Source organism: Bradyrhizobium sp. AZCC 1678, assembly GCF_036924765.1.
GTDB lineage: Bacteria > Pseudomonadota > Alphaproteobacteria > Rhizobiales > Xanthobacteraceae > Bradyrhizobium > Bradyrhizobium algeriense.
Genome location: NZ_JAZHSE010000001.1, coordinates 2,421,581 through 2,446,691, shown reverse-complemented (window position 1 = coordinate 2,446,691; position 25,111 = coordinate 2,421,581). Strand labels below are relative to the sequence as shown.

Below are 25,111 nucleotides of genomic sequence, written 5' to 3'. Positions count from 1 at the left end.
GCCGCAAAATCGAGATCAGGAATTACGGTTTTCGCAGCAGCGGCTCGCCTGCGTGAATGCGCCCGCCTTCCACGACATTGTCGGCGAATTCGAAATGTTCCGGCGTCAGCACGATGATGGTCGAGCCGTGCTCGAACCAGCCGAGTTCGTCGCCCTTGCGCACATTGGCATCGCAGGGAAACACGGTCGGGCCTTTGCTCTGCGCGTTGAGCGTGACGTCGAGGAAATGCAGCCGGATGCTGGCCACTAGAATCGCGGCAACCGGCACCAGCGTCAGCGCTTCGCCCGACGGCAGGCGCATCTCGAGCACTGCCCGCTCGTTCTTGCAGAACAGCCGCTCGACCCGCTTCAGCGCGATCGGATTGACGTTCCAGACGTCGCCATGGATAAACGTCACGCGCTCGATCTTGCCGTCATACGGCGCATGAAAGCGGTGATACATGCTCGATGTCAGCCGCAGCGTCAGGAAGCGGCCGTTGCGATGGCTCTCCACCAGCGCGGGATCGCCGAGCAGATCCAGCAGCGAATAAGGCGCGCCCTTGATCTGGAACAGTTCGGTATCCGTGATTTTGCCGAAGGCGCCGATGATGCCGTCGGAGGGGCTGACCACGACGGCGGGGTCAGGATTGGCCGGCCGCAGGCCGGGACGGAGTTCGCGCGTAAAACAATCGTGCAGGCTCTTGAACTCGGTCTTCTTGGCTTCCGACAGATCGAGATCTGAAAACAGCCGCCAGCACGCGATCGAGGCATCGCGCACGAACGGGTTCTCGATCTTGCTGAACCAGCCCATGAACCGCGTCAGCGCCGCCCTCGGGATGCGGTTGGTCAGGAGGAAATTCAGATCCTCCTGCTGGGTGAAGCGGGCGATCAGGCCCCTTATTGTCATCAATCTGTCAGCAGGATTGGCTAGCGCTTCAGGCATGGATTCGTCCCTTCCGATTCTTTCGCTGTCCGCCGCTGCGGTCGCTGTTACCGCGGCAGTCTTCCCCAAATTGCAGGCGCGGCTGGCGCTGTCGCGCGCCAAGCACCGTTCGCTGACCGGACATTCCAAAATGTCCAAAATGGTCGCGCGGCTGCTGCCGCACTACGAGTTCGATATCGACGGCTTCTTTTGTTCCGACGGCGCGCCCGGCAACGTCGCCACGCAGCGCCAGGACGCCTTCTTCCGCCTCGCCCGCCTCTATCAGGAGCGCTACGCCAAGGGCCGGCAGATGACGACCGAGGCGGCTGCGCACATCTCCGATCTGCAGTTCACCGAAAGCTACCGGGTGCCGTTCCAGTACAGCCGCCTGGTCCGGGAAAATCTCGGCACCGGCGCCTTCATGCAGTCTTCCGCCGGCGTCACCGTCACCGATGTCGACGGCAATGTGTCCTACGACCTGACCGGCTCCTACGGAGTCAACATCTTTGGCAATGACTTCTACAAGGAGTGCATCACGGAAGCCGAAAAGCGCGCCGGCGCGCTTGGGCCCGTGCTCGGTCCCTATCACCCCGTCATCACCGACAACGTCCGCCGGCTGTGCGAGATTTCCGGACTCGACGAAGTCTCGTTCCACATGTCCGGCACCGAAGCCGTCATGCAGGCGGTGCGGCTGGCGCGCTACCACACCCGCCGCACGCACCTGGTGCGCTTCGCCGGCGCCTATCACGGCTGGTGGGGCGACGTGCAGCCCGGCGTCGGCAATCCGGTTTCGCCGCACGAGACCTATACGCTGGCCGACATGTCGGAGCGAACGCTGCATGTGCTGCGCACGCGCAAGGACATCGCCTGCGTGCTGGTCAATCCGCTGCAGGCACTGCATCCGAACGCCAACGCGCCCGGCGACTCCGCGCTGGTCGACAGTTCGCGAAAAGGCAATTTCGATCGCGCGGCCTACACCGAATGGCTGAAGAAGCTGCGCGAGGTCTGTAACCAGCGCGGCATCGTGCTGATCTTCGACGAAGTCTTCGTCGGCTTCCGCCTCGCCGCCAAAGGCGCCCAGGAATATTTCGGCGTCCGCGCCGACATGGTCACTTACGGCAAGAGCCTTGCCGGCGGACTTCCGGTCGGCGTCGTCTGCGGCCGTAAGGAGCTGATGCGGCGTTTTCGCGATGACCGCCCCGCCGACGTCTGCTTCGCCCGCGGCACCTTCAACTCGCACCCCTACGTGATGACGGCGATGGATGAATTCCTCAGCCGCCTCGCCAGCCCCAATTTCAACGCCGTCTATCAGGGCCTCGACGAGACCTGGAACGGCCGCGCCGAAGCGCTGAACGCGCGGCTGGCGGCAAACGATCTGCCCGTCCGCGTCAGCAACATCTCCTCGATCTGGATGGTGCAATATACCGAGCCGTCCCGCTACAACTGGATGCTTCAATATTATCTGCGCGCCGAAGGGCTGGCGCTGAGCTGGGTCGGCACCGGCCGGCTGATCTTCAGCCTCAACTACACGGACGCGGATTTCACTGAAGTCGCCGACCGCTTTGTCGCGGCCGCCGAGAAGATGAAGCGCGACGGCTGGTGGTGGCACGATGTCGCGCTGACCAACAAGAACATCAAGCGGCAGATTTTGAAAGAGCTGCTCGCCAAGAGGTTCGGGCGCTAAGGGCGCACTTTCGATAACCATCACGGTCGTACTGCCCGCTTCGTCATTGCCCGCGACAAACGCGAAGCGTTTGCGCAAAGGGGCGAAGCTACGAAGCAATCCATCTATTCCCGCGCGGAGAGGTGGGTTGCTTCGCTTCGCTCGCAATGACGGCTTCACAACTGGTGCCCAAAAACGTGGATGCCCGGCACAAGGCCGGGCATGTCGGCTTCTTCGCTTGCCCAACACTCACGCGTGCTTGACGTGCTTCTCCAGGCCCGGATCAATCAGTTCGCCCTTCATCAGCGCCAGCGGCGCCTTATAGTACAGCTTGAGATCGCTGAAGGGGTCGGTGAGAATCTTCGTCATCCAGACCAGACCGGTCTCGACGTCGCGGATGAAGAACAGGTGCACGGTGCGGAACAGCAGCCCGCCGATGCCGACCGCGAGCCAGATCTTCGCCACCTGGCGCATGAAGTCCGCCGTCGAGGTCCAGGGTGTGAACAGGCCGAACAGCGTCGGGTCGAGATACAGCACCAGCGGCGACAGCGCCCAGATCGCCATCAGCACGACCTTGCGCTGCAAATTGTAGCCGACCTTGATCTCTTCCTTGTGCTCGTGGGTCGCGTGGTTGACGTGGTCGTAACCGCGCGGCTCGAAGAAGAAGTGACCAGCCTGCCGCGTCGTCATAGAGACCAGCCAGCCGACCAGCGCCGACACCACGGGATCGAAGAACAGCATCGCATAGGCGAACAGGAAGCTCGCGGCGCTGACGAAGTGCAGCGACTGGTTGATGCGGCTGTGGTGATAGTAGCGATGGTCGTCCCAGCGCTGGGTTCGCAGTTCCTGCAGGAAGTTCTTGATCATTCTCTACCCCCAAATGCTTTCGGGTTTGTGTCTACTGAGATTCGATGTCCGGCATGTGACATCATCATGTTGACATGTGACGGCTTGCAGCGACGCGATGACGCAACAGCAGCCGCTACGCGTCAGGCTGCCGCAGCGACGTCGACTTTGCGAAAACGCACCAGGGAGAAATGGCCGAGCGGCGGCACCAGGCGCCGCTCCGCCAGTTCGATGCCGCCCGCGCCGGCCAGCCATTGCGCATAGCGCGACCAGGCGAATTCAGCCGTGCGGAAACCGAGCGGACGCACCACCGGCTGCAGCCGCTGCTCGATGAAGCGGCGCATGCCGGCGTCGGCGCTGACGCGGGTCAGGATGATGAGTTCGCCGCCCGGCCGCAGCACGCGAGCGAATTCGTCGAGCGCCTTTTCCGGGTTCGGTACCGCGGTGACGACATACTGCGCCATCACTACGTCGAACGAATCGTCGGGGAATTCGAGGTTTTCGGCGTCCATCACCGCAAGCCCCTCGACGTTCTTCAGGCCGAACTCGTCGACGCGCTTCTTCGCCTTCTGCAGCATCGCCTCCGAAATGTCGGTGCCGAAGATGCGCAGATGCGGCGCGTATAGCGGCAGCGAAATGCCGGTACCGACGCCGACCTCGAGCACGCGGCCACCGATCTTGTTGGTCGCCTGGATCGCCGCCTTGCGGCCCTTGCTGAACACGCCGCCGAACACAAGGTCGTAAACCGGCGCCCAGCGATCATAGGCCTGCTCGACCGTTTCGCGGTCAAAATCGAGCTGCCTCGTACCGTCAAGCTTGATGATGTCTGCCATGGTGGTCCTGCCTTCTCGTCTCACTCGTATGACTGGTTTGATATTCAACCCTGCACGGCGCTCGCGGCGGGCGCCCGGCGCACCGGCCGCAGCGCGCGGCTTGGCTGCAGCGCCGTCAAATTGCCGATGAACTGCCGCGCGCTGTTTTCCCAGGAACGCGAAAGCGCAAAATTCCGGCAGGCCTCGCGCGACATCGTCAGCGCGCGCAGGCACGCGCTGCGCAGATCGGTGTCGATCGCGCCAATCGGATGATCGGCGATGACATCCTTCGGGCCGGTGACCGGGAACGCCGCGACTGGCGTGCCACACGCCAGCGCCTCCAGCTGCACGACGCCGAACGTATCGGTGAGGCTCGGAAACACGAAGACGTCGGCGGCGGCAAGATGCGCGGTCAGGTCCGCGCCCTCCTTCTCGCCGAGGAAAATCGCGCCGGCGTATTGTTTCGCGAGCTGCGCCTTCTGCGGTCCGTCGCCGACGACCACTTTCGATCCCGGCAAATCGAGCGACAGGAACGCTTCGAGATTCTTTTCGACCGCGACGCGGCCCATGGTCATGAAGATCGGTCGCGGCAGATCTAGCGTTGCCGGCGTATGCGGGTTGAACAGCTCGGTGTCGACGCCACGCGTCCAGAAGCCGAGCTTGCGAAAGCCTCGCGCGGAAAGTTCCTGCCGCAGCGAATCGGTCGCGACCATCACTGTGGAGGATGCGGCATGAAAGTGCCGCATCACAGCATAGCCGACACTGAGCGGGAGTCCGGTGCGGACGGCGACATATTCGGGAAAGCGCGTCGTATAGGACGTGGTAAACGCAAGCTTGCGGCGGCGGCAGTAGGCGCGCGCCGCCCAGCCGATTGGTCCTTCGGTCGCGATATGGATGGCGTCCGGCACGGCTTCCTCGATCCGGCGCGCGATCTCGCGGCGGTTCGGCAGCGCGATGCGCAAGCCGGGATAGGTCGGCAGGGGCATCGACGGAAACCCGTCAGGCGTGAGAAAGCTGATGTCGGCGCCAAGCGCTGAGGCGCTGCGCTTAAGCGACGTCAGTGTGCGCACGACGCCGTTCACCTGCGGATGCCATGCGTCGGTCGCGATCAGTATCTTCATGTCCCGGACCCGAGATTATTGATTCTCAAATCCGACGTTGGGACATGGATATTTCAAGCGTATGACGTCATCGTTCTGTAAGGTTGTTTTTTAAACCCAACTCCACGCTTTTCATGTAACGTGACAGAATGATGTCAGACCCGAACGACAATCCAGCACGATCCCGCCGCCGGCGACAGCGGCGGAGCTACGCGCTTCTGATCCTTGCGGCCGGCATGCTCGCCTTCGGCGTTGCCGCCGGCGCGCTGTATTACGTGCTGCGGCCGACGACGCTGCGGATCGCGGTGGGACCTGGCGGCAGCGAGGACCAGAAACTGGTCCAGCTGATGGCGCAGACGTTCGCGCGCGAGGGCAGCTCGGTGCGGCTGTCGCTGGTCACGACAGAAGGGGCGGCGGAAAGCATCGCGTTGTTCACGGCCGGCAAGGCCGATCTCGCGGTCGCCCGCGGCGACCTCAACCTGCCGGAGAATGCCGAGTCGGTCGCCATCCTGCGCAAGAATGTCGTGGTGCTGTGGGCGCCTTCCGGCCTTCCCGCCAAGGGCTCGAAGAAGCAGCCGACACCCAAGATCAAGAGTCTCGATGAACTCGCCGGCCACCGCGTCGGCGTGATCGGGCGGACGCAGGCCAATGTCACGCTGCTGCGTAATGTCCTGAAAGAGTCCGGCATCAATCCCGACAAGGTCACGATCAGCCAGTTCGCCACTGACAAGATCGGCGAAATGGCGCGCGACCAGACGATCGACGCGTTCATGGCCGTCGGCCCGCTCAAGAGCAAGATCACGGTCGACGCCATCGCGTTGACGGCTGCGGCCCGCGGCGAGCCGAAGTTCCTGCCGATCGACGTCGCCGATGCCATCGCGAAGAAGAACCCGATCTACGAATCCGAGGAAATTCCCGCCAGCATCTTCGGCTCATCGCCGCAGCGGCCGGAAGACAAGGTCGATACGGTTGCCGTCAACCATCTGATCATCGCGCCGAAGACGTTGTCGGACACGGCGGTCGCCGCCTTCGCCCGCCAGCTCTTCACCAACCGCCAGCAGCTCGCGCGTGAATTGCCGACCGCCTCGCAGATCGAAAAGCCTGATACCGACAAGGATGCCGCGTTGCCGGCGCATGCGGGAGCGGCCGCCTATATCGACGGCAACGAGCGAACGTTCCTCGAAAAATACACCGACTACATCTGGTTTGTGGTCCTGGCGCTCTCGGGCCTGGGGTCGGCCGGCGCCTGGCTGAGGCATTACTGGAACAGGGACGAGCGCGAGCAGTACATCGCCCATCGCGATCATTTGCTCGAGCTGATTTCCAGAGTGAGGAAGGCCGAAACGCCGGAAGAACTGGCCGAAATGCAAACCGCGGCCGACGGCATGTTGCGCGAGACGCTGGATTGCTATGACGACGGCACCGTGGAGGAAAGCGATCTGTCGGTGATCGCGCTGACGCTCGAGCAATTCCACCATGCGGTCGCAGACCGCCGCGCGGTGCTGCAGACCGGCGTTGCCGGGACGCCGCGAATGCGCGCTAGCTAGGCCTTACGGCTACTCCTGCCCCTATCATGGCTACGCCGCAGGACCCCCCGGCTTACGGATATTGTCGACCCTCCAGGCGCTACTATGCGGGCTATCGCCCGTATTGGGGCGGCGGTTATGGGATGTACCGGGTTCGCCACTATTGCCGCTGGTGAACCCTTGCAAACAATCCCGGCCGCTCCCGTCGGCCGGGGTTTCCTAAGACAGAACCCTCGATGCGCCGCGTCGTAGCAGCTTGCGTGCCCCCGTAGCAGGCAGGATACATCGCTGCGAGCTGCCTGCCTCGCAGAAAGATCGTGCGCGCAGACAAGCCGCCGCGACTGGCGATCCAGCGCTGGACCTGCGATGGATACATTGAAAAGAGCTCTCTGGTTGCTTCCGGGTTCGGAATAACCCGTCCGCGCCTTCCGAGATCCCAGGCGGCGTGGAAGGCGAACTCGGCATTCGGAGTTACACAGATCTTGTTGTAGGGGATCGTGCCGAGGACAATTGTGCAGGCGGAGGCGCAAAGGCCATCGATGACGATCGCGTGTCCTGACGCTCGCAATTTTTCATATCGATCTACGTAGCGGCCGATCTGACCGCCCCGGTCATCGGTAATTCGAACCAGCGCATGGCTTGCTTCCGCTCGCGCAAGCAAGAGCATTGCCGCGAGCACCGCGGTCAGACATTTCATGCCTCCTGCCCTCCACACTGGTGGTGAGTACTCCGTCGACCGGACCAGCAGCATCAGATCGACGAACCGTTATCCGTGACGTGGAAGAGCGTAAGGCCACTGTCTCTTTATGGACATTGACTCAAATCAAGGAAGCGCCTTGGTCAGCACCCATGAATTTGACAGGTTCCCGCTCTGCATGTTCTGGGGTCGAGAGGATCGCCATGGCTGAAACAACCAAACTCTCCGTCGAGAAGGCTCTGAAGAAATCCGCTTCGCCGATCCGGAGTCAAAAGACGAGCGGCGCAACGCGGAGATGGAAGCGCTCGAAGAGGACATCAAACGCATGAGAGCGCAAAGAATTCGCCTCGAGCGGCGACAACGGCAGACCAAGAGCTAGCGCGCTGGTCAATGCGCCGTTGGTCAAGCGATGAAAGCCTGGGCAAGGGCTATGCCTGCCGGAGACAGGCAGTCGATCGATTCGCGGGCGAACGAGAGTTCTTTCTCCGCGGAAAAACCCCTCACCCATCTCGCCGCTGCTTTGAGGCACCGATCCCCAAGAGCCGGCTGCGCTGGGCTCAAGAAGAGGGCCGCGGCCGTCAACGAAACCTTAATGAAACAATTCCCTAACGCGACGAAACCATTTTGGCGATTTTGTGCAAATGTCCTGAAACGGTTCACCTGTACACGTTTCCTCAACGACGCGCCGAAAACGGCGCGACTGGGCGTAGAACAGGGGACGACCAATGTTTAATTCATTTAGCCTCAATACCCGCTTTGCTGCCGCCATTTTTGGCGCTCTGGCGATCGGCGCGACCGGATTTTCCGCACCCGCCGCCGCGGCTCCGCTGCCGCTGTTTCCGTTTTTCCTGCCGCAGATCGAAGCGGCCCCGCCGCCGGTGCAGGCTGCGCCCCGGGACGAAGAAGACCGCTCGGTCGAACTGCCGGCGCGCCTGCGTCGCCAGGTCGTGAGCTACCCGACCCGCGAGGCGCCGGGCACTGTTATCATCGATACCCCGAACACCTATCTCTACCTCGTGCTCGGTAACGGCCAGGCGATGCGCTATGGCATCGGCATCGGCCGCGACGGGTTCACCTGGTCCGGCACGCAAACGATCAGCCGCAAGGCCGAGTGGCCGGCCTGGACCCCGCCCCCGCAAATGATCGCCCGCCAGCCCTATCTGCCGCGCCACATGGCCGGCGGCCCCGGCAACCCGCTCGGCGCCCGCGCGATGTATCTCGGCGGCACCATCTATCGCATCCACGGCACCAACGCGCCGGAGACGATCGGCACCCGTGTTTCCTCAGGCTGCCTCCGCCTCACCAACGAAGACGTCAGCGATCTCTATTCGCGGGTCAGCGTCGGAACCAAGGTGATCGTGCTGCCGATGACGGATCGCCGCGCCGATCTCGGCGGCACCATCCGGTAAGCCGACAAGGTTTCGAACGCGGAACGCGGCCCCGGCATTCGCCGGGGCCGTTTTTGCAATCGGCCATGGTATCGGGGCTAGGAATTGACTTTGCTGAGCCAATATTGATCTGACAATGGCGGACGTTCTCGTCGATGGTCAACGCGACGATTGTCTGCGCGTTCCACAGGCTTCTGACAAGGCGGTGGGATTGTGAGCCGGGAAAACAACCCATCGTTTGCTTCATGCAATCGTGGCGACCTCGATCTCGCCGACGCTCCCCATTCTGGGGTCACGCGTGGCGCCCCAGCTGTCGATCGATTCGGGTGCGGCGGGAAGCACGCGCGGCTCGCGCGCGTGGATTTCGAGGAACTCCTCCATACCGAAGCTGTATTCAAGCGTAATCCCATCCGGGTCGAGGAAATAAAGGAAGACGCTGCCAGATGTCGGGTGCCTTCCCGGCCCGTGGACGATCGCAGCGCCCTGTGCCCGGAGCCGGTGCAAAGCGCGGCCGATGTCATCAATTTCCGTGACCATGAAGTTGACGTGATGGAGCATTGGATGCCCACTACGTACCACCCCGATGCCGTGATGAAACGGATTGGGATACGGACGCATGAACGTCACCGTTTCACCAATACTGTCGGAAACGCGGAAGTTCAGCACGTCACGGAAGAAGACAACCGCTTCGCTGCTGCGCTGCGTGCCGAGAACGATGTGGCCGAGCCGCTGAATCCTGGTGTGGGTCGGTTGGAAGGTCCGATCGGACGCATCATCGGCGGGGATATAGAACTCGAGGGTGGCCTGCGTGTTCGGTTCGGTGATGCGCGTGGCTCGCGCGATTTGCCGCAATTTGCACTCCGATGCCGAGAGTTCCTTATAAGCCGTCCCGTGCTCACGAAGCTGAACGTGAAGGGCCTCGAATTGCGAAGCATCTTCGAGCATCAATCCGACGCACTTGAGCCCTGCTGGAGCCTTCTCATGAAGAACGACGGAATAAGCGTCCATGTCACAGCGCAAGAGAACGGAGCCATCCTGTCGCTGCCGCACATGCTGAAGCCCTGCAACATCCCTGTAGAAAGTTGCCGACCGCGCGATGCTCTCAACGTTCAACTCGACGTAACCAAGCTTCCGGTATCGTGTCATCTGGAACACCTCCAACAAGGTTCGAAGCAGAGAAAATCGGAGTTCTGAAGCTTTCGGCCCGTTGGCGCGAGCAGCGGCGCAGATCATGCTCACTTCACGTCCTTGAGATCGATGAGCGCTGCAATTTCGGCGATTCGGGCGCGTTGCTGTTCGATCGCAGCGGCGAATTCCTCTGGTGTGCCGCCAAGCACAAGCTGTCCTGAAGCCTCAATCCGCGCACGTATCTCTGGGTCTCTAAGGACCTCCGCAATGTCGGCTGAAATCCTGTCGCGCAGCTTCGTTGGCATGCCGCGCCAGCCAAAGAACCCGGCAAGACCGTCGATCGACATCTCCGGATGGCCGGCCTCGGAGGCGATCGGCACATCGGGCAGCGTCGCGGCCCGGCGCGTGTTCGTAATTGCGATGACACGGGCTTTGCCGGACTGCACGGGCCCAATGGTCGCCTGCAGAGAAGTGACGAGCACCTGTATCCGGCCTTCGGCCAGATCGATTGGCGGGGCCGCCACGTCCCGATACGGGACGTATAGCATCTCAAGCTTCCGCCGCTTCAGAAACGCGGCAAAGATGAAGCGCGGCAGGCTGGGACCGGAACCCCCATAGAATTTTTCCTGGCATGTCCTGCGCAACCCGCGCGAGATCGGCAAGGGAGTAAACGGGGAGGTCGCGATGTACGGCCACGGCAATGACGGTGTTGGCTACGGGAGAAATGGAGACAAAATCGCGCGCGGGATCGAAAGGCACCTTCTCCTGGATCAGCGGGTTGACGGTGAGCGCGGAAGCGAACCCATAGAGCAACGTATGATCGTCGTTGGCGTTGGCAAACGCTCCTGTGCCCACACTCGCATCAGCACCTGCGCGGTTCTCGATGACGACCGGCTGGCCCCATCGCTGGCGAAGACCATCGCCGACGAGCCGCGCGACTGCATCCGGCGCCGAGCCGGCGCCAATCGGGACGATGATCCGTACGGGACGAACCGGCCAAGCTCCGTTCCCGTCGGCCGCAGATCCGGTGGTCACCGGCGCACCAGCAAGAATGATCGAGAATAGTGTCGCTCGCAGCAGCCGCATGATCACCTCCTTTGTCGCTCCCGGGGGGTTCATTGCGCCACCACCCTGAGAACAGCACTTCCACCCACGCGAGAGTGCCAGAACATTGGCCGACACGCTTTACGGTCGGCTTACATTTTCCTTACCGGCGGCCTATTCTTCGCTGCAACGACGCTGGAGCCCCGATGATCTTAGGCCAGCGAAGGGAGTGGCAGCTTGCGTTACCTCTTCGAGGAGTTCGCATTCGATACTGACCGGCGCGAGTTGTATCGCGGGGCGGAGATCCTCTCCGTCGCGCCACAGGTATTCGACCTTCTCGATTACCTGATCCGCAACAGGGAGCGTGTCGTCAGCAAAGATGAACTGGTCAAGGCTATTTGGAACGGGCGTGCCGTGTCTGAGGTGGCAGTGACGACCCGCCTGAATGCCGCCCGGAGCACGATCGGCGATTCCGGCTCAGAACAGCGTCTTATTAAGACGCTGCCGCGCAAAGGCTTTCGTTTCGTCGGACGAGTGCTGGAAGCGCAGACGTCCGAATCCGCCGCATCAGCAAACGACAGGATAGAACCGTCCGAACCCGCTCCTGCACTGCCCGATAACGCGCCAATCGCCATGAACTCACCGGAGCGCCTTTCCATCGTGGTGCTTCCGTTCATCAATCTCGGCGGTGGACTGGAACAGGATTATTTCGTCGATGGTATCACCGAGAGCCTCACCACGGACTTGTCGCGGATCGCCGGCTCATTCGTGATTGCTCGCAATACGGCCTTCACATTCAAAGCGAAAACTATCGATGTACGCAAGCTCGGTACTGAACTGAACGTTCGCTATGTCCTCGAGGGCTCCGTGCAACGTGGCGACAACCGGCTGCGAATAAATGTGCAACTTATAGACGTTGAAACCGGTAACCATCTTTGGGCCGAACGGTTCGATAAAACCATCACTGATCTGTTCGACATGCAGGACGAAATCGTGTCCCGGCTCGCCAATACATTAAATGCCCAATTCATTGAAGCTGAGGCGCGACGAGCAGAACGTTCGCAGCATCCCGATGCGATGGACCTGTATTTCCAGGGCAGGGTTCATGTCAACAAAGGGATAACTCCCGAATATATGGCGCAAGCCTGCGGGTTCTTCGATCGTGCGCTGACGCTTGACCCCGGCAATATCGAGGCGATGGCGGGCTTGGCGCAGGCCAATATTGCGATCGGCGCTTCCTTTTTTACTGATGATCGAACCGGATACCTTGAGGCTGCCGAGCATGGCTTGATCAAGGTATTGAACATGGCTCCTCAGCATGCGCGGGCGCATATGTTGCTTGGGGTCGTACAAAACCTGACCAATCGCGCAGCTCAAGGCATTGCCGAATGCGAGCGGGCATTGGCGCTGGATCGAAACCTGGCCGACGCCCATGGAATGATCGGCTTGGCGAAGGTCTATATCGGCCGCAGCGAGGAAACCGAGGCTCACATCAACGAGGCACTGCGGCTCTCGCCGCGGGATACTTTCAGCTTTCGGTGGCTGTACTTCCGTGCTCTCGCCAAGCTGCAGCTTGGTGCCGATGGCGAAGGAATCACATGGCTACGTCGCAGCATCGAGACCAATCGCAGTTACCCTCTGGCTCATTTCCATCTCGCTGCCGCTCTCGCACTGACCGGTCAACTGGACCAGGCGCGGGCCGCCGCGCAGGCAGGGCTGGCGCTCGAGCCGACCTTCACAGTCCGCCGCTTCCGTCTCAACGCATCGAGCGATAATCAAGTTTTTCTCGCTAGGCGCAGGCGCCTTTGCGAGGGCATGGGCATGGCCGGAGTGCCCGAACAATAATTCCTCGCGATTCATTGGCCGGCGAAGCGGTGTTGGGATTATCGTGCCGAGACGAAGTATGGCGTCTCTAAGGACATAAGCTCCTGCACTAGCGTACCTCCACCGTTCACTGTAAAATGCTTTCGGGGCGATTCAGTGGGATCCGGGGGGACGATGCGTCTGCCGATGCATCTCAAGACGATTTCGATTGCGCTCGCGGTTGTCATCGTCTCGTTTGTGGCCAGCGCTGAAGGTGATGGACTTCGTCGCGCCGCGCGCCACGAACCGGCCGCCGCCGCTCGCCGAGTTGCCGCCGCTGCCGCCAGCGCCGCGCGCATCCACCGTGATGGCGCCGATTGCGGTGACGCTGTCGGCGATCCGCGACGCCGCCGATCGCGGCGCGCCGCGATCGTTCACCGGCAAGGCCGACAATCCGATATCGCAGATCCTGCAGAACGCCGATATCGGCTGGACCGCCTCGCGCGGGCCGATCGCAGCGACCGGCGCGCAGGACGTGCTGTCGCTGACGACGCCGCTGACCGGCACATTGAACGTAACCGGCTCGCTGTCGGCGAAGGCGACCGGTGCGGTCGGCGACGCGCTCGGCGGCCTGCTCGGCGGCAATGTCGCGAAACAAATCGGCAGCGTGAACATCAAGAACCTCAACGCCAGCGCCGAGATCAAGGGCAACGTCGTCATATCAGCGCGACCGAAGATCGCCGCGAACTGGCGCATCGATCCAAATTTGGCGGCACAGGTCAATCTCGGCGACACCAGCCTCAGCGTGGCCAGCGCGCGCGTCAACGTGCCCGCGCAGGTGAAGCCGTTGATCGACAAAAATGTCGCCGAGCAGATCGCGCTGGTGCAGGCGCGCATGCGCAACGATCCGACCTTCGAACAGAACGCGCGCGTGCAGTGGGCCAAGGCCTGCCGCTCGATCCCGCTGCAGGGCACGACGGCCGGCTCGACGATGCCGACGCTGTGGCTGGAATTGCGCCCCACACGGGCGATTGCAGCGCAGCCGCGCATCGACGCTTCGAACCTTACGCTGACGCTCGGCATCGAGGCGGAGACCCGCATCACGCCGGGTGAGACCAAGCCCTCCTGCCCGTTCCCCGCCGAGATCGTCATCGTGCCGCCGACGCCGGGACGGGTCGCGATCGGCGTTCCCACCGACATGCCCTTCACCGAGCTCAACAGAATCGTGGAAGCGCAGTTCGCCGGAAAGACTTTTCCGGAAGATGGTTCGGGCTCGGTCGACGTCACCGTCAAGCGCGCCAGCGTCGCGGCGTCGGGCAATCGCCTGCTGATTTCTCTGCTGGTGAGCGCCAGGGAAAAGAAGAGCTTCCTGGGGCTGGGCGGCGAGGCCAATGTGCATATCTGGGGAAGGCCGGTGCTCGATCACGCCGAGCAGACGCTGCGGCTGACCGATATCGAACTCGCCGTCGAGTCGGAGGCCGCCTTCGGGCTATTGGGCGCCGCGGCGCGCGCGGCCATCCCGCACCTGCAAAAGACGCTGGCGGAAAAGGCGACTGTCGACCTCAAGCCGTTTGCCGCCAACGCCCAGAAAAAGATTGCGGCCGTGATCGCCGATTTCCAGAAGAACGAGGAGGGCCTGCGGGTCTCGGCCGAGATCAGCAAGCTGCGCCTCGCCGACATCGCCTTCGATTCCAAAACGCTGCGCGTGATCGCGGAAGCCGAAGGCGCGATCAACGTCTACGTGAGCGCACTGCCGGGGCTGTGATGAGATCCGTAGGGTGGGCAAAGCGAAGCGTGCCCAACGTTTCTTTCTCATGAAGATGGTGGGCACGGCGCGTGCGCGCCTTTGCCCACCCTACGTTTCACGCCGCCGCTACGACCCCTCGAACTTGAACGAAAGGCTCAGCTTGGCACGGTAGGCTTCGACCTTGCCGCTGGCGTCCAGTTGCAGATCGAGCTTCATGACCTCGGCGACGCGCAGATCGCGCAGCGACTCTCCAGCGCGACTGACCGCGGTGGCGGCGGCCTTCTCCCAGGATTCCGTGCTGGTGCCGATCAGCTCGATGACCTTGTAGACGCTATCAGCCATGTCGTCCTCCCGTTGATGCCAGGGTCTATGCAAGGCAGGACGCAGGTGCTCCTGCCAGATACAACCTAACATCGGGACGCGCATCGTGAATAGGATGCGCTGCACCATTGCGAGCGTTTACGCCAGCATGCGCCCATAAAACACACGCCCATAAACACAATGGCCGGGCGGCTTATGCCGTCCGGCCATTTGTGAAAGTCATTGCTGCGCGACCGACGCCTCACTCGGTCGAGTACTTGAACTCCGGCATCGACTTCAGCTGATCCTTGGTCGCGCTGAACACGGCGTGGTCCGGATACCACGGATTCTTCTTGGGCGCGGCGGCAGGCGCGGGCGGAGCGGCACCCGTCGTCGTACTCGTGCCTGTCGTCCCAGGCCTTGCGCCACCGGTGGCAGGCGCGCCGGCCGTGCCGGTATAGGCAATCGGCTCATCGACGAACTTCACCTTGTCGATCGGTACCGCAACCAGATGCTCGCCGACCCCGAGGAACCCGCCGACGCCGATCACCACGGCTTTGATGTCGCCGCTCTTGTCGGCCAAAAGATCGTTGATCGACCCGAGGCTTTCGTTGCTGTCGTTGTACACATTCAGGCCGACCATCTTCGACGTACGCCAGTTGCCCTTGAACGACGAGGTATCGGACGCAGCCGCAGGCGCGGCGGTGGTGGCGCTGTCAGTCGTTGCCGAAGGACTTTGTTGCGCGAACGCGACACTTGCCAGCAGCGCGGAAGCCGCGAGGCCGGCAACGGCAGTTTTGGTTAACATATCGGTTCTCCTCATCTCCTCATTTCAGAAACGCTCTGGAAGAACCCGTCACTTCAACAAGTGTTCCACGCATTTCGCACGGAAACGTGCGCCGCACTGCGGTCAGAAGCCGCCCCAATAAGGCGGCATGCCGTAATAGCGATGCAGCTCGGCTTCCTTTGCGCGATCGCCCCAGTCGAAATCCTTGTCGGCACGGAACGACGGCGCGCGCTTCAGCTCTTCATCGTCGATGTCGAGTTCATAGGCTTCGAACTTCATGTTGTAGCGAAGCCGTCCCCACGGCAACGGAATCAGATTGGCGCCGATGCCGAGAAAGCCGCCGAAACTCAGAATTGCATAGGATACTTTACCGGTGACCTTGTCGATCATCAGCCGTTCGATATGGCCGATCATGTCCCCGTTCGGCCGGCGCACCGCGGTCCCCTCGACACGGTCGCTCGCGATCAACTGATGCGGCATGGCCATGACGTCGATTGCCATCGCACCCTCCACAAATGAACAGGTGAATCAACGCCGCAGCAACCGCGCGGTTCCAGCCGCAAAAAGGGACAACCATCCTTCCCTGTCGGAAAGGATGGTTGCAAGGTACGGAGCTGCGCAGGGAAAATCAGCTCTGATAGTCGATCAGCAGCGCCGAGAACGACGCGCTGCTGCTGCTCGAAGTGCCGGTCGCGCCGTAGCTCGTCGACGCCGAAGCCGACAGCGATTCCTGCAGCGATTGCAGGAACTGCTTGAGAATGTCGTCGATCGAAGTCGTGCTCGACGAGGAAGAGTCGTCGCTGGAGGACGCGCCATCCGTAGGCGGCGGACCGCCGGGAGGGGGACCGCCGGCGCCGCCGGGACCGCCAGCCCCGCCAGGGCCGTTGGCGAAGGCGGCCTTGAACATGCCCTGCATCCTCGACGTCATGCTGCCCGGCGAGGACGGCCTCACCCTCTGCCGCAAGGTGCGCGCGCAATCGCAGACCCCGATCATCATGCTGACCGCGCGCGGCGAGGACATCGATCGCATCCTCGGCCTCGAAATGGGCGCCGACGACTATCTGGCAAAACCGTTCAACCCGCGCGAATTGCTGGCCCGGATCAACGCGGTGCTGCGCCGGCAGGCCGCCGCCTACACCGCCAGCGCCACTGAGGGCGCGACCGTGCTGGCGTTTGCCGGCTGGCGGATCGATGTCCGGCTGCGCGAATTGCGCAATCCCGAGGGTGCGCACGTGGCGATGACCAGCGCCGAGTTCGACCTGCTCCGAACATTCTGCGAGCGGCCCGGCCGCGTACTGTCGCGCGACAGCCTGGTCAGCCGCATTCGCCGCAAGATCGAACCCGATCCGCAAGCCGCCACCCTGATCAAGACGGTGCGCTCCGGCGGCTACATGTTTACCCCGCGCGTTGAACCCATCAGCGTCGAGGCGGTGACCGCCGACGGTCACTGATCATGAAGGGCCTGTTGAACCTGCGCGGCATCAGCGGCCAGATCGCAGCCCTCGTCGTCGTCTCGATCGCAGCGCTTCATCTGATCATCACCGCGAGTTTCCTGCTGCAGCGGCCCGACCGGCCGGAGCCGTCGTCTGACCGCGGCCACGGCCAGCTTGCCTCAGCCGTGCAGTTGCTCGGTGCAGCGCCCGCATCGGAACGGCCGCGGCTCTCCGCCGACATCGCGCGCGCCTTTCCGCAGCTCGGCATCGAGATTCTGCCGCCGGGGCCAGTGCCTTTGGCGAGCGAGCCGGACGGATTCAATCCGCACGGTCTGCAGCGGCGCCTTGGCCGCGATTATCGCGTCTTCCAGCTTGCGAGCGATGGTACCCGCAAGGTCGGCATCGGCGTGCCTGACGGCATGATGATTTCGGCCAGCCTCCTGCCGGATCGGCCGCGGCCGCCGTTTCTCGGCGGCCCCTGGATGATGACGCTGCTGTTTGCCGTCATCAGCGTCACTGGGGCTGTGGGCGGCGCGCGCATTGACCGCGCCGTTGTCGTCATTCGCAAAGGCGGCCGAGAACTTCAGCCTCAACGGCGCCGCGGCGCCGCTGCCCGAACGCGGGCCGGAGGAAATCCGCTCGGTCGCGCGCGCGCTCAATCGCATGCGCCAGCGCATCACCGGCCTGATCGACGACCGCACAAAAATGCTCGCCGCGATCAGCCACGATCTGCGCACGCCGATTACGAGAATGCGTCTGCGCTCCGAGTTCATCGAGGACGAGACCCATCGCAGCCGCATGCTCGACGATCTCGACCAGATGCGCTCGATGCTTGAGTCCGTGCTGTCGTTCCTGCGCAACGGCCGCAGGTTAGAGGCCATGACGCTGGCCGACATCGCCAGCACGCTGCAGCTCATCACCGACCAGTTCGCCGACATGGGCCGCAAGGTCGCCTATGACGGCCCCGCGCATGCCATGGCCACGGTGCGGCCCGACGACCTGCACCGCGCCGTCACCAATCTGGTGGAGAATGCCGTGAGATTCGGCGCCGAAGCGGTGATCCGCCCTCGCGTCTCGGCGGATCAGCTCACCATCGACGTCGAAGACGACGGCCCCGGCATTTCGGATGCGCAAAAGCAGAATGTGCTGGAGCCGTTCGTGCGCGGCGACGAGGCCCGCAATATGGACGAAGCGGCGGGCTTCGGCCTTGGTCTATCGATCACCAACGCCATCGCAACGGCGCATGGCGGCACGCTGTCGCTGCATGACCGGCAGCCGCGTGGACTGGTGGTTCGGATGCGATTGCCGATTCACCAGAACAGCGGCCGCGCTGCGGCCTAGATCATTGCTTCAGGCTGCGAGCGCGTCGGGATCCGCTTCCTCGTAGATTGCGATCGCCTCGAAGCGATAGTCGCAGGCGCGGCAGAACCAGAGGAAGGATGTGCGACCCGGACTGCTCTCGACCCAATCGGGTCTTGCGATCGGCTTGCCGCACTGGGCGCAGGGATTGCCGCGAGGCAGATAGCTGGAATCGAGTCGAGCCATGACGCATCTCCCTTTTGACGTCTTGCTTTCGACGTCTTGCTGACGACGTTTTGCTTAATCAATGATTGGTTATGTCGTTGAATGAGACAGGATTGCTGTCGAAATTGAACATTCTGGCGGCACCGCTTGTACACTTTCATCGCATTATTTGCACGACAATCATGCGCGTCCGCATGACGCAGATTCGCGTAACAGAAGCGATGCATCGCACTGACAATTTCGGCGTCACGATCGCCCGGGTCCGTTAACGCGTGCGCCAGCTACGGACATCCCGCCGCGATATCGTCGGTTTTTCGCCACATCTGTGCCCGGTAATGGAACTACCGAAAAAGCCGATCGTTAACGCGCCCCTCTCCGCCGAGATTTGTTTTTATGAAAAGTTTGCCGAAGTTCGCGCTCGCCGCCATAGCGGCGCTTGTGGCCTCACCCGATGCGATGGCGCAGAGCCGCGCGCAGTATGAGAGCATGGTCGCAAGCCATGCGCGCGCCAACAACGTGCCGGAAGCGCTGGTGCACCGGGTGATCGTGCGCGAGAGCAAGTATCATCCAAGCCTCGTCGGGCGCGGCGGCACCATCGGGCTGATGCAGATCAAGCTCCCGACCGCGCGCGGCCTCGGCTACACCGGCGACGCCGCGGGCCTGCGCGATCCCGACACCAATCTCGCCTGGGGCATCAAATATCTGGCCGGCGCCTACCGCGCCGCCAACGGCGATCACAGCCGAGCCGTGCGTTATTATGCGGGCGGCTATTACTACGCTGCAAAGCGCCAGCGGCTCGAGCAGCCGAAGCTCACCGCGCCGGTGCTCGCGAGTGGTGCGCCGCCGAAAATCGTCGCCAAGCCCGTCGAAACGGCGAAAACGCCCGCTGAGGCGAACGCAATGCAGACCTCCCAGTAGCGCGATTTTGGGCCAGGCTGCGCCGCGTCCGGGGCACGGCAGCGGTGCAGTTCCCGCAAAGCCGCGTTGACACCTCCGCCCAACTGCCTACATTAGCCCTGTTCCGAGGGGTGCTCCGATGAGGAGCTGAGATACCGCAAGCTTGGGCAGCTCTCCTTCAAGGCAGAGGCGCCCAGGACCGCGGTGACCCTTTGAACCTGATCCGGGTCATGCCGGCGAAGGGACAGGGATGTACCAGAAGTCAGATCCGCGGGGGGATTCTCCCGTTTCCATCATCGGCGCGGGCATTGCCGGCGCATGGCAGGCGCTGCTGTTCGCCCAAGCCGGCCATGCCGTCACCTTGTATGAGCGCAGTGACGCCGATATGACGCTTTCCACCAGCCACTGGGCCGGCGGCATGCTGGCCCCCTGGTGCGAGGCCGAGACCTCCGAGCCCGTGATCGGCCGGCTCGGCATCCGCTCGCTCGATCTGTGGCGCGAGCATTTTCCCAATACCCCCTTCAACGGTTCGCTGGTCGTGGCGCATGCGCGCGATCGCGCAGATTTCGAACGGTTTGCGAAGCTGACCACCGGCCATGTCAGGCTCGACGCGGGCGGTTTACGCGACCTCGAACCGTCGCTGGACGGCCGTTTCCGCGACGGCCTGTTCTATGCCGGCGAGGGCCATGTCGAGCCGCGCCGCGTGCTCCCCGAACTGCATGCCCGCATCGAAGCCGCCGGCGGCACCATCAAGTTCGACTGCGATGCCGATGCCGACGACCTCGACGGCATCGTGATCGACTGCCGCGGGCTGTCGGCGCGCGACGAGCAGCCCGAGCTGCGCGGCGTCAAGGGCGAGATGATCATCATTGAGACGAGCGAGGTCGAACTGTCGCGCCCTGTGCGGCTGATCCATCCGCGCTGGCCGCTCTACGTGATCCCGCGGGGCGACAACAAGTTCATGCTGGGCGCGACCTCGATCGAGGCCGAGGACACCGGCGTCAGCGTGCGCTCGGCGCTGGAGCTGCTCGGCGCCGCCTATGCGGTGCATCCGGCCTTCGCCGAAGCGCGCATCGTCGAGTTCGGCTCGGGCCTTCGTCCGGCCTACCCGGATAATCTGCCGCGCATCACGGTCGACAAGAAGATTGCGGTGAACGGGCTCTATCGCCACGGCTTCCTGCTGGCCCCTGCGCTCGCCGAGCTGACGCTCGGCTATGTGCAGCGCGGCGCAATCGACAATGAGGTGATGCGATGCGTGTGACCGTCAACGGCGAAGAGCGGGAGATCGCTTCTTCCCGCGTCGACGCCCTGCTCTCAGAGCTCGAATACGAGGGCACGCATTTCGCGATTGCGCTGAATTACGACGTGCTGCCGAAAAGCCGCTGGGCCGAGACGACGCTCAAGAGTGGTGACGAGATCGAGATCATCACGCCGCGGCAGGGAGGGTGAGGATGGGCGCGCGCTCCCTCCTTCTTAACCTCGCCCCGCTTGCGGGGAGAGGTCGGATCGCGTTTGCGATCCGGGTGAGGGGGTACAGGTCCATCAATAGATCACAATCGCGGAGAGAGCCCCTCACCCCAACCCTCTCCCCGCAAGCGCGGGGCGAGGGAGCAAACCGGAATCGCGGAGACGCATAGTGGTCAACTTCTACGGCAAAACCTTCCCCTCCCGCCTCCTGATCGGCAGCGCGCTCTACCCCTCGCCGGCGATCATGCAGGACGCGATCCGCGCGTCGGGGGCCAACATCGTCACCGTGTCGCTGCGGCGCGAGGCCGCCGGCGGCAAGACGGGCGACGCATTCTGGTCGCTGATCCGCGAGCTTGATGTCACGGTGCTGCCGAACACCGCCGGGTGCCGCAGCGTGCGCGAGGCGGTGACCACGGCAAAGCTGGCGCGTGAATTGTTCTCCACGCCATGGATCAAGCTGGAGGTGATCGCCGACAACGACACGCTGCAGCCCGACGTGGTCGGCCTGGTCGAAGCCGCCGCCATCCTGATCAAGGACGGTTTTGAAGTATTCCCCTACTGCACCGAAGACCTTTCGGTCGCGATGCGGCTGGTCGATGCGGGGTGCAAGGTCGTGATGCCCTGGGCCGCGCCAATAGGAAGTGCAAAAGGCATCACCAACCGTGACGCGCTGAAACTGATGCGCGAGCGCCTGCCCGACATCACGCTGGTGGTCGACGCCGGCCTCGGGGCGCCGTCGCATGCGGCTCACGCCCTCGAACTCGGCTACGACGCCGTGCTGCTCAACACGGCGATCGCAAAGGCCGCCGATCCCGTTGCGATGGCCAACGCGTTCCGCCTCGGCGTGGAAGCCGGCCGCACCGCATACGAGGCCGGCCTGATGGAAGCCCGCGACTTTGCCTCCCCCTCAACCCCTGTGATCGGGACCCCGTTCTGGCATGCCGTATCCTGATAAATTCTATCCCGTGGTTCACAACGTCGCCTGGGTGACGCGGCTGGCGCTGCTCGGCGCCGGCACCATTCAGTTGCGCGCCAAGGACCTCAATGAATCCCAGGCGCTGCAGATCGTGACCGACGCGCTCGACGCCATCAAGAGCACCGAGGTCAAGCTCGTGGTCAACGACTACTGGCGCGCGGCGATCGTCGCCGGCGCAAAACACCTGCATCTCGGCCAGGAAGACCTCGCGGACGCCGACCTCGGCGAAATCCGCAAAGCCGGACTGACGCTCGGCATCTCCACCCATGACGACGAAGAGCTGGCGATCGCGCTGGCAGCGAAGCCGGACTATATCGCGCTCGGCCCGATTTTCCCGACCACGCTGAAATCCATGCGCTTCGCCCCGCAGGGCATTCCAAAGATCACCGAATGGAAGAAGCGCATCGGCGACATCCCGCTGGTCGCGATCGGCGGCATCAAGTTCGAACAATCAGCCGAAATTTTTGCGGCCGGCGCGGATTCCATCGCCGTCGTCAGCGACGTCACCCAGAACGCCGATCCCGACGCAAGGGTGCGGCAGTGGCTGGGCCAGAGCGCGGAGGCCGCGTGAGATGATTTCAAACCCATCAACCGTCATTGCGAGCGAAGCGAAGCAATCCATTGGCACCGCGAATTCGGTGGCAGTGGATTGCTTCGTCGCTTCGCTCCCTTGCGCAAACGCTTCGCGTTTGTCGCAGGCAATGACGAACAACTAACGAGAAATCCCAGGAGGATACAGTATGAACATCCGCTCCAATCCCGACACCACACTACCCGCCGTCACCACCGGGCCCCTTCCCTCGTCACGCAAGATCTTCGCCACCCCCGATGCCGCGCCCGACCTCCGCGTGCCCTTGCGCGAGATCATCCTCAGCGAAGGCGCCGGCGAGCCGAACCTGCCGGTGTACGACACCTCGGGCCCCTACACCGATCCGACGGTCACCATCGACGTCAACGCCGGCCTGGCCCGCAGCCGTCTTGCCTGGGTGAAAGACCGCGGCGGCGTCGAGGAATATCAGGGCCGCGAGATCAAGCCGGAAGACAATGGCAATGTCGGCGCGTCGCACGCCGCAAAGGCCTTCACCGCGCACCACAAGCCGCTGCGCGGCCTCGACGGCCACAAGATCACCCAGCTCGAATTCGCCCGCGCCGGCATCATTACGAAAGAGATGATCTATGTCGCCGAGCGCGAAAACCTCGGCCGCAAGCAGCAGCTCGAACGCGCCGAAGCAGCCCTCGCCGACGGCGAAAGCTTTGGCGCCGAGGTCCCCGCCTTCATCACGCCGGAGTTCGTCCGCAGCGAGATCGCGCGCGGCCGCGCCATCATCCCCTGCAACATCAATCACGCCGAACTCGAGCCGATGATCATCGGCCGAAACTTCCTGACCAAGATCAACGCCAATATCGGCAACTCCGCCGTCACCTCCTCGGTGGAAGAGGAAGTCGACAAGATGGTGTGGGCGATCCGCTGGGGCGCCGACACCGTGATGGACCTCTCCACCGGCCGCAACATCCACACCACGCGCGAATGGATTCTGCGCAACGCGCCGATCCCGATCGGCACCGTGCCGATCTACCAGGCGCTGGAGAAGTGCGAAGGCGATCCGGTAAAACTGACCTGGGAGCTCTACAAGGACACGCTGATCGAGCAGTGCGAACAGGGCGTCGACTACTTTACCATCCACGCCGGCGTGCGCCTGCCCTACATCCACTTAACCGCCAACCGCGTCACCGGCATCGTTTCGCGCGGCGGCTCGATCATGGCGAAGTGGTGCCTGGCGCATCACAAGGAAAGCTTCCTCTACACCCATTTCGACGAGATCTGCGACCTCATGCGCAAGTATGACGTCTCGTTCTCGCTCGGCGACGGCCTGCGCCCCGGCTCGATCGCGGACGCCAACGACCGCGCGCAGTTCGCCGAACTGGAGACGCTCGGCGAGTTGACGAAGATCGCGTGGGAAAAAGGCTGCCAGGTGATGATCGAAGGCCCCGGCCATGTGCCGATGCACAAGATCAAGATCAACATGGACAAGCAGCTCAAGGAGTGCGGCGAAGCCCCGTTCTACACGCTTGGACCGCTGACGACGGACATCGCGCCGGGTTACGACCACATCACCTCAGGCATTGGTGCGGCCATGATCGGCTGGTTCGGCTGCGCCATGCTCTGCTACGTCACGCCGAAGGAGCATCTCGGCCTACCCGACCGCAACGACGTCAAGGTCGGCGTCATCACCTACAAGATCGCCGCCCACGCCTCAGATCTCGCCAAGGGCCACCCCGCCGCGCAACTCCGCGACGACGCCCTCTCCCGTGCGAGGTTCGACTTCCGCTGGACTGACCAGTTCAACCTCGGCCTCGATCCGGACACCGCAAAGAGCTTCCACGACGAAACCCTGCCGAAGGAAGCCCACAAGGTCGCCCACTTCTGCTCGATGTGCGGGCCGAAGTTCTGCTCGATGAAGATCACCCAGGACGTGCGGGATTACGCGGCGACGCTGAACGATCCGGCGAGCGTGGGGATGTCGGTGAGCGGGACCATCGAGGATGGCATGGCCAAGATGAGCCAGAAGTTCAAGGAGATGGGTGGGCAGGTGTACCTGGATGCGGAGAAGGTGAAGGAGAGTAATCGGGTGTTGTGAGGCACCGCTCCCTCCTCGTCATGCTCGGGCTTGACTCGGGCATCCATCCGATAGTGAAGGCGGGGCGAAGGCCCGGCTTTCCGCTGCCTTAAGCCCTCGCGTCCGTGAACGCCGTCGTTCTAGCTGTTGCAACGTAACTGGGTAAAAACTAATCATTGAGCAACTAAAAGCTGCGGGCTCTTGCCTTCTCACACAAAATGGTCCCTGCCCTCGGCTCAACGCGAGCGACGACTTATGCGGTTTGAAATCCTCCCCGGCCTACCGCCGTATGGTCCGGTAGCCATATCCTTCAGTATCCATGGCGATCGCGAGCATCGTGAAGGGTTGGTTGTCCGCTTCTACCCGAAAGTATCGGAGTCGTGGGTAGGCAACTTCTTTGGGGACAGCATAGCTTGCAATGCGGTCTTGGATCACCCGAACGGAACTGACGTCA

The 25,111-nt window shown here is 62.8% G+C and carries 24 protein-coding genes, 2 pseudogenes and 1 riboswitch; of the genes and pseudogenes, 13 read left to right on the top strand and 13 right to left on the bottom strand.

The features are described 5' to 3' along the window. Positions 1-22: 22 nt before the first annotated feature. A complete protein-coding gene (gene asd, locus V1294_RS11705) occupies positions 23-886 on the bottom strand; it encodes an archaetidylserine decarboxylase (protein ID WP_334504609.1) in 864 nt (287 codons plus the stop codon). A 34-nt stretch (positions 887-920) separates the two neighbouring features. On the opposite strand from asd, the gene V1294_RS11700 reads away from it, so the two are divergent. Further along, entirely contained in the window at positions 921-2,585 is a 1,665-nt protein-coding gene (locus V1294_RS11700; RefSeq protein ID WP_334497200.1) for an aminotransferase class III-fold pyridoxal phosphate-dependent enzyme, read from the top strand. A gap of 228 nt (positions 2,586-2,813) precedes the next feature. On the opposite strand, the gene V1294_RS11695 is transcribed toward V1294_RS11700, so the two are convergent. The 3 genes from V1294_RS11695 to V1294_RS11685 all read right to left on the bottom strand — a co-directional run bounded on the left by V1294_RS11695 (position 2,814) and on the right by V1294_RS11685 (position 5,343). Then, positions 2,814-3,431, bottom strand: coding sequence for a hypothetical protein (locus V1294_RS11695; protein WP_334477901.1), 618 nt, complete (start codon positions 3,429-3,431; stop codon positions 2,814-2,816). A 122-nt stretch (positions 3,432-3,553) separates the two neighbouring features. Then, complete coding sequence (locus V1294_RS11690) at positions 3,554-4,243, bottom strand: class I SAM-dependent methyltransferase (RefSeq protein ID WP_334497198.1); 690 nt, start codon at positions 4,241-4,243, stop codon at positions 3,554-3,556. Between the two features lie 44 nt (positions 4,244-4,287). Then, complete coding sequence (locus V1294_RS11685; protein ID WP_334497196.1) at positions 4,288-5,343, bottom strand: glycosyltransferase family 4 protein; 1,056 nt, start codon at positions 5,341-5,343, stop codon at positions 4,288-4,290. Positions 5,344-5,474: 131 nt separating this feature from the next. Here V1294_RS11685 and V1294_RS11680 point away from each other — a divergent pair, with 131 nt between their 5' ends. After that, complete coding sequence (locus V1294_RS11680; RefSeq protein WP_334497194.1) at positions 5,475-6,869, top strand: TAXI family TRAP transporter solute-binding subunit; 1,395 nt, start codon at positions 5,475-5,477, stop codon at positions 6,867-6,869. A gap of 139 nt (positions 6,870-7,008) precedes the next feature. On the opposite strand, the gene V1294_RS11675 is transcribed toward V1294_RS11680, so the two are convergent. Beyond that, positions 7,009-7,545 (bottom strand): hypothetical protein, encoded by a 537-nt coding sequence (locus V1294_RS11675; RefSeq protein ID WP_334497192.1) that lies wholly within the window; start codon positions 7,543-7,545, stop codon positions 7,009-7,011. 725 nt (positions 7,546-8,270) lie between these two features. Between V1294_RS11675 and V1294_RS11670 the strand changes: the two genes are divergently transcribed. Continuing rightward, positions 8,271-8,954 (top strand): L,D-transpeptidase, encoded by a 684-nt coding sequence (locus tag V1294_RS11670; protein ID WP_334497191.1) that lies wholly within the window; start codon positions 8,271-8,273, stop codon positions 8,952-8,954. Positions 8,955-9,176: 222 nt separating this feature from the next. Here V1294_RS11670 and V1294_RS11665 read toward each other — a convergent pair whose 3' ends face one another. Genes V1294_RS11665 through V1294_RS37930 form a run of 3 tightly spaced genes read right to left on the bottom strand, consistent with a single transcriptional unit; the run spans position 9,177 to position 11,147 of the window. Continuing rightward, a complete protein-coding gene (locus V1294_RS11665; protein WP_334504607.1) occupies positions 9,177-10,166 on the bottom strand; it encodes a VOC family protein in 990 nt (329 codons plus the stop codon). 2 nt (positions 10,167-10,168) lie between these two features. Then, the gene (locus V1294_RS37935) at positions 10,169-10,609 is read right to left on the bottom strand and encodes a Bug family tripartite tricarboxylate transporter substrate binding protein (protein ID WP_442895438.1); all 441 of its coding nucleotides are present in this window, start codon (positions 10,607-10,609) and stop codon (positions 10,169-10,171) included. 1 nt (position 10,610) lies between these two features. After that, complete coding sequence (locus tag V1294_RS37930; RefSeq protein ID WP_442895333.1) at positions 10,611-11,147, bottom strand: Bug family tripartite tricarboxylate transporter substrate binding protein; 537 nt, start codon at positions 11,145-11,147, stop codon at positions 10,611-10,613. Between the two features lie 195 nt (positions 11,148-11,342). Here V1294_RS37930 and V1294_RS11655 point away from each other — a divergent pair, with 195 nt between their 5' ends. Beyond that, a complete protein-coding gene (locus V1294_RS11655) occupies positions 11,343-12,950 on the top strand; it encodes a winged helix-turn-helix domain-containing tetratricopeptide repeat protein (RefSeq protein ID WP_334497190.1) in 1,608 nt (535 codons plus the stop codon). A 153-nt stretch (positions 12,951-13,103) separates the two neighbouring features. Further along, positions 13,104-14,673 (top strand): annotated as a pseudogene (locus V1294_RS11650) (DUF4403 family protein). A gap of 108 nt (positions 14,674-14,781) precedes the next feature. Here V1294_RS11650 and V1294_RS11645 read toward each other — a convergent pair. From V1294_RS11645 to V1294_RS11630, 4 genes are all read right to left on the bottom strand, one after another. Then, positions 14,782-14,997 carry a dodecin family protein gene (locus V1294_RS11645; RefSeq protein WP_334477890.1) on the bottom strand — a complete coding sequence of 72 codons (216 nt, stop codon included), beginning with the start codon at positions 14,995-14,997 and terminating at the stop codon, positions 14,782-14,784. Between the two features lie 220 nt (positions 14,998-15,217). Next, on the bottom strand, positions 15,218-15,763 hold the full coding sequence (locus V1294_RS11640; RefSeq protein ID WP_334497188.1) for a PRC-barrel domain-containing protein: 546 nt from the start codon (positions 15,761-15,763) through the stop codon (positions 15,218-15,220). 102 nt (positions 15,764-15,865) lie between these two features. Further along, complete coding sequence (locus V1294_RS11635) at positions 15,866-16,243, bottom strand: PRC-barrel domain-containing protein (protein WP_334477888.1); 378 nt, start codon at positions 16,241-16,243, stop codon at positions 15,866-15,868. Positions 16,244-16,370: 127 nt separating this feature from the next. After that, on the bottom strand, positions 16,371-16,649 hold the full coding sequence (locus V1294_RS11630; protein WP_334497186.1) for a hypothetical protein: 279 nt from the start codon (positions 16,647-16,649) through the stop codon (positions 16,371-16,373). Here V1294_RS11630 and V1294_RS11625 point away from each other — a divergent pair. Continuing rightward, entirely contained in the window at positions 16,648-17,193 is a 546-nt protein-coding gene (locus tag V1294_RS11625; protein ID WP_334504605.1) for a response regulator, read from the top strand. The genes V1294_RS11630 and V1294_RS11625 overlap by 2 nt on opposite strands. Positions 17,194-17,195: 2 nt before the next feature. Then, positions 17,196-18,516 (top strand): annotated as a pseudogene (locus V1294_RS11620) (ATP-binding protein). Between the two features lie 9 nt (positions 18,517-18,525). Here V1294_RS11620 and V1294_RS11615 read toward each other — a convergent pair. Then, a complete protein-coding gene (locus tag V1294_RS11615; protein ID WP_108515614.1) occupies positions 18,526-18,720 on the bottom strand; it encodes a hypothetical protein in 195 nt (64 codons plus the stop codon). Positions 18,721-19,092: 372 nt separating this feature from the next. On the opposite strand from V1294_RS11615, the gene V1294_RS11610 reads away from it, so the two are divergent. The 6 genes from V1294_RS11610 (at position 19,093) to thiC (ending at position 24,678) form a co-directional block, all read left to right on the top strand. After that, positions 19,093-19,617, top strand: a complete 525-nt coding sequence (locus tag V1294_RS11610) for a lytic transglycosylase domain-containing protein (protein ID WP_334497183.1) — start codon at positions 19,093-19,095, stop codon at positions 19,615-19,617. Positions 19,618-19,713: 96 nt separating this feature from the next. Further along, a riboswitch (TPP riboswitch) is annotated at positions 19,714-19,859 on the top strand. Next, the gene (locus V1294_RS11605) at positions 19,847-20,857 is read left to right on the top strand and encodes an FAD-dependent oxidoreductase (RefSeq protein ID WP_334497181.1); all 1,011 of its coding nucleotides are present in this window, start codon (positions 19,847-19,849) and stop codon (positions 20,855-20,857) included. Its footprint overlaps the riboswitch before it by 13 nt. Next, entirely contained in the window at positions 20,848-21,045 is a 198-nt protein-coding gene (gene thiS, locus V1294_RS11600) for a sulfur carrier protein ThiS (protein WP_334497179.1), read from the top strand. The genes V1294_RS11605 and thiS overlap by 10 nt, the downstream gene beginning before the upstream one ends. 187 nt (positions 21,046-21,232) lie before the next feature. Then, on the top strand, positions 21,233-22,015 hold the full coding sequence (locus V1294_RS11595; protein WP_334497177.1) for a thiazole synthase: 783 nt from the start codon (positions 21,233-21,235) through the stop codon (positions 22,013-22,015). After that, positions 22,002-22,610 (top strand): thiamine phosphate synthase, encoded by a 609-nt coding sequence (locus V1294_RS11590; RefSeq protein WP_334497175.1) that lies wholly within the window; start codon positions 22,002-22,004, stop codon positions 22,608-22,610. Before V1294_RS11595 ends, V1294_RS11590 begins: the two co-directional genes overlap by 14 nt. Positions 22,611-22,779: 169 nt before the next feature. Then, positions 22,780-24,678, top strand: a complete 1,899-nt coding sequence (gene thiC, locus V1294_RS11585; protein ID WP_334497173.1) for a phosphomethylpyrimidine synthase ThiC — start codon at positions 22,780-22,782, stop codon at positions 24,676-24,678. The last annotated feature ends 433 nt before the right edge of the window (positions 24,679-25,111 follow it).

Bases quoted from the DNA above. Each gene is read 5' to 3' on its own strand.
- V1294_RS11635 (WP_334477888.1), bottom strand. From the start codon at position 16,243: ATGGCAATCGACGTCATGGCCATGCCGCATCAGTTGATCGCGAGCGAC.
- V1294_RS11675 (WP_334497192.1), bottom strand. From the start codon at position 7,545: ATGAAATGTCTGACCGCGGTGCTCGCGGCAATGCTCTTGCTTGCGCGA.
- V1294_RS11640 (WP_334497188.1), bottom strand. From the start codon at position 15,763: ATGTTAACCAAAACTGCCGTTGCCGGCCTCGCGGCTTCCGCGCTGCTG.
- V1294_RS11670 (WP_334497191.1), top strand. From the start codon at position 8,271: ATGTTTAATTCATTTAGCCTCAATACCCGCTTTGCTGCCGCCATTTTT.
- V1294_RS11665 (WP_334504607.1), bottom strand. From the start codon at position 10,166: ATGATCTGCGCCGCTGCTCGCGCCAACGGGCCGAAAGCTTCAGAACTC.
- V1294_RS11680 (WP_334497194.1), top strand. From the start codon at position 5,475: ATGTCAGACCCGAACGACAATCCAGCACGATCCCGCCGCCGGCGACAG.
- V1294_RS37935 (WP_442895438.1), bottom strand. From the start codon at position 10,609: ATGCTATACGTCCCGTATCGGGACGTGGCGGCCCCGCCAATCGATCTG.
- V1294_RS11605 (WP_334497181.1), top strand. From the start codon at position 19,847: ATGTACCAGAAGTCAGATCCGCGGGGGGATTCTCCCGTTTCCATCATC.
- V1294_RS11700 (WP_334497200.1), top strand. From the start codon at position 921: ATGGATTCGTCCCTTCCGATTCTTTCGCTGTCCGCCGCTGCGGTCGCT.
- asd (WP_334504609.1), bottom strand. From the start codon at position 886: ATGACAATAAGGGGCCTGATCGCCCGCTTCACCCAGCAGGAGGATCTG.
- V1294_RS37930 (WP_442895333.1), bottom strand. From the start codon at position 11,147: ATGCGGCTGCTGCGAGCGACACTATTCTCGATCATTCTTGCTGGTGCG.
- V1294_RS11690 (WP_334497198.1), bottom strand. From the start codon at position 4,243: ATGGCAGACATCATCAAGCTTGACGGTACGAGGCAGCTCGATTTTGAC.
- V1294_RS11645 (WP_334477890.1), bottom strand. From the start codon at position 14,997: ATGGCTGATAGCGTCTACAAGGTCATCGAGCTGATCGGCACCAGCACG.
- V1294_RS11685 (WP_334497196.1), bottom strand. From the start codon at position 5,343: ATGAAGATACTGATCGCGACCGACGCATGGCATCCGCAGGTGAACGGC.
- thiS (WP_334497179.1), top strand. From the start codon at position 20,848: ATGCGTGTGACCGTCAACGGCGAAGAGCGGGAGATCGCTTCTTCCCGC.
- V1294_RS11610 (WP_334497183.1), top strand. From the start codon at position 19,093: ATGAAAAGTTTGCCGAAGTTCGCGCTCGCCGCCATAGCGGCGCTTGTG.
- V1294_RS11615 (WP_108515614.1), bottom strand. From the start codon at position 18,720: ATGGCTCGACTCGATTCCAGCTATCTGCCTCGCGGCAATCCCTGCGCC.
- V1294_RS11590 (WP_334497175.1), top strand. From the start codon at position 22,002: ATGCCGTATCCTGATAAATTCTATCCCGTGGTTCACAACGTCGCCTGG.
- V1294_RS11695 (WP_334477901.1), bottom strand. From the start codon at position 3,431: ATGATCAAGAACTTCCTGCAGGAACTGCGAACCCAGCGCTGGGACGAC.
- V1294_RS11625 (WP_334504605.1), top strand. From the start codon at position 16,648: ATGCCCTGCATCCTCGACGTCATGCTGCCCGGCGAGGACGGCCTCACC.
- thiC (WP_334497173.1), top strand. From the start codon at position 22,780: ATGAACATCCGCTCCAATCCCGACACCACACTACCCGCCGTCACCACC.
- V1294_RS11630 (WP_334497186.1), bottom strand. From the start codon at position 16,649: ATGTTCAAGGCCGCCTTCGCCAACGGCCCTGGCGGGGCTGGCGGTCCC.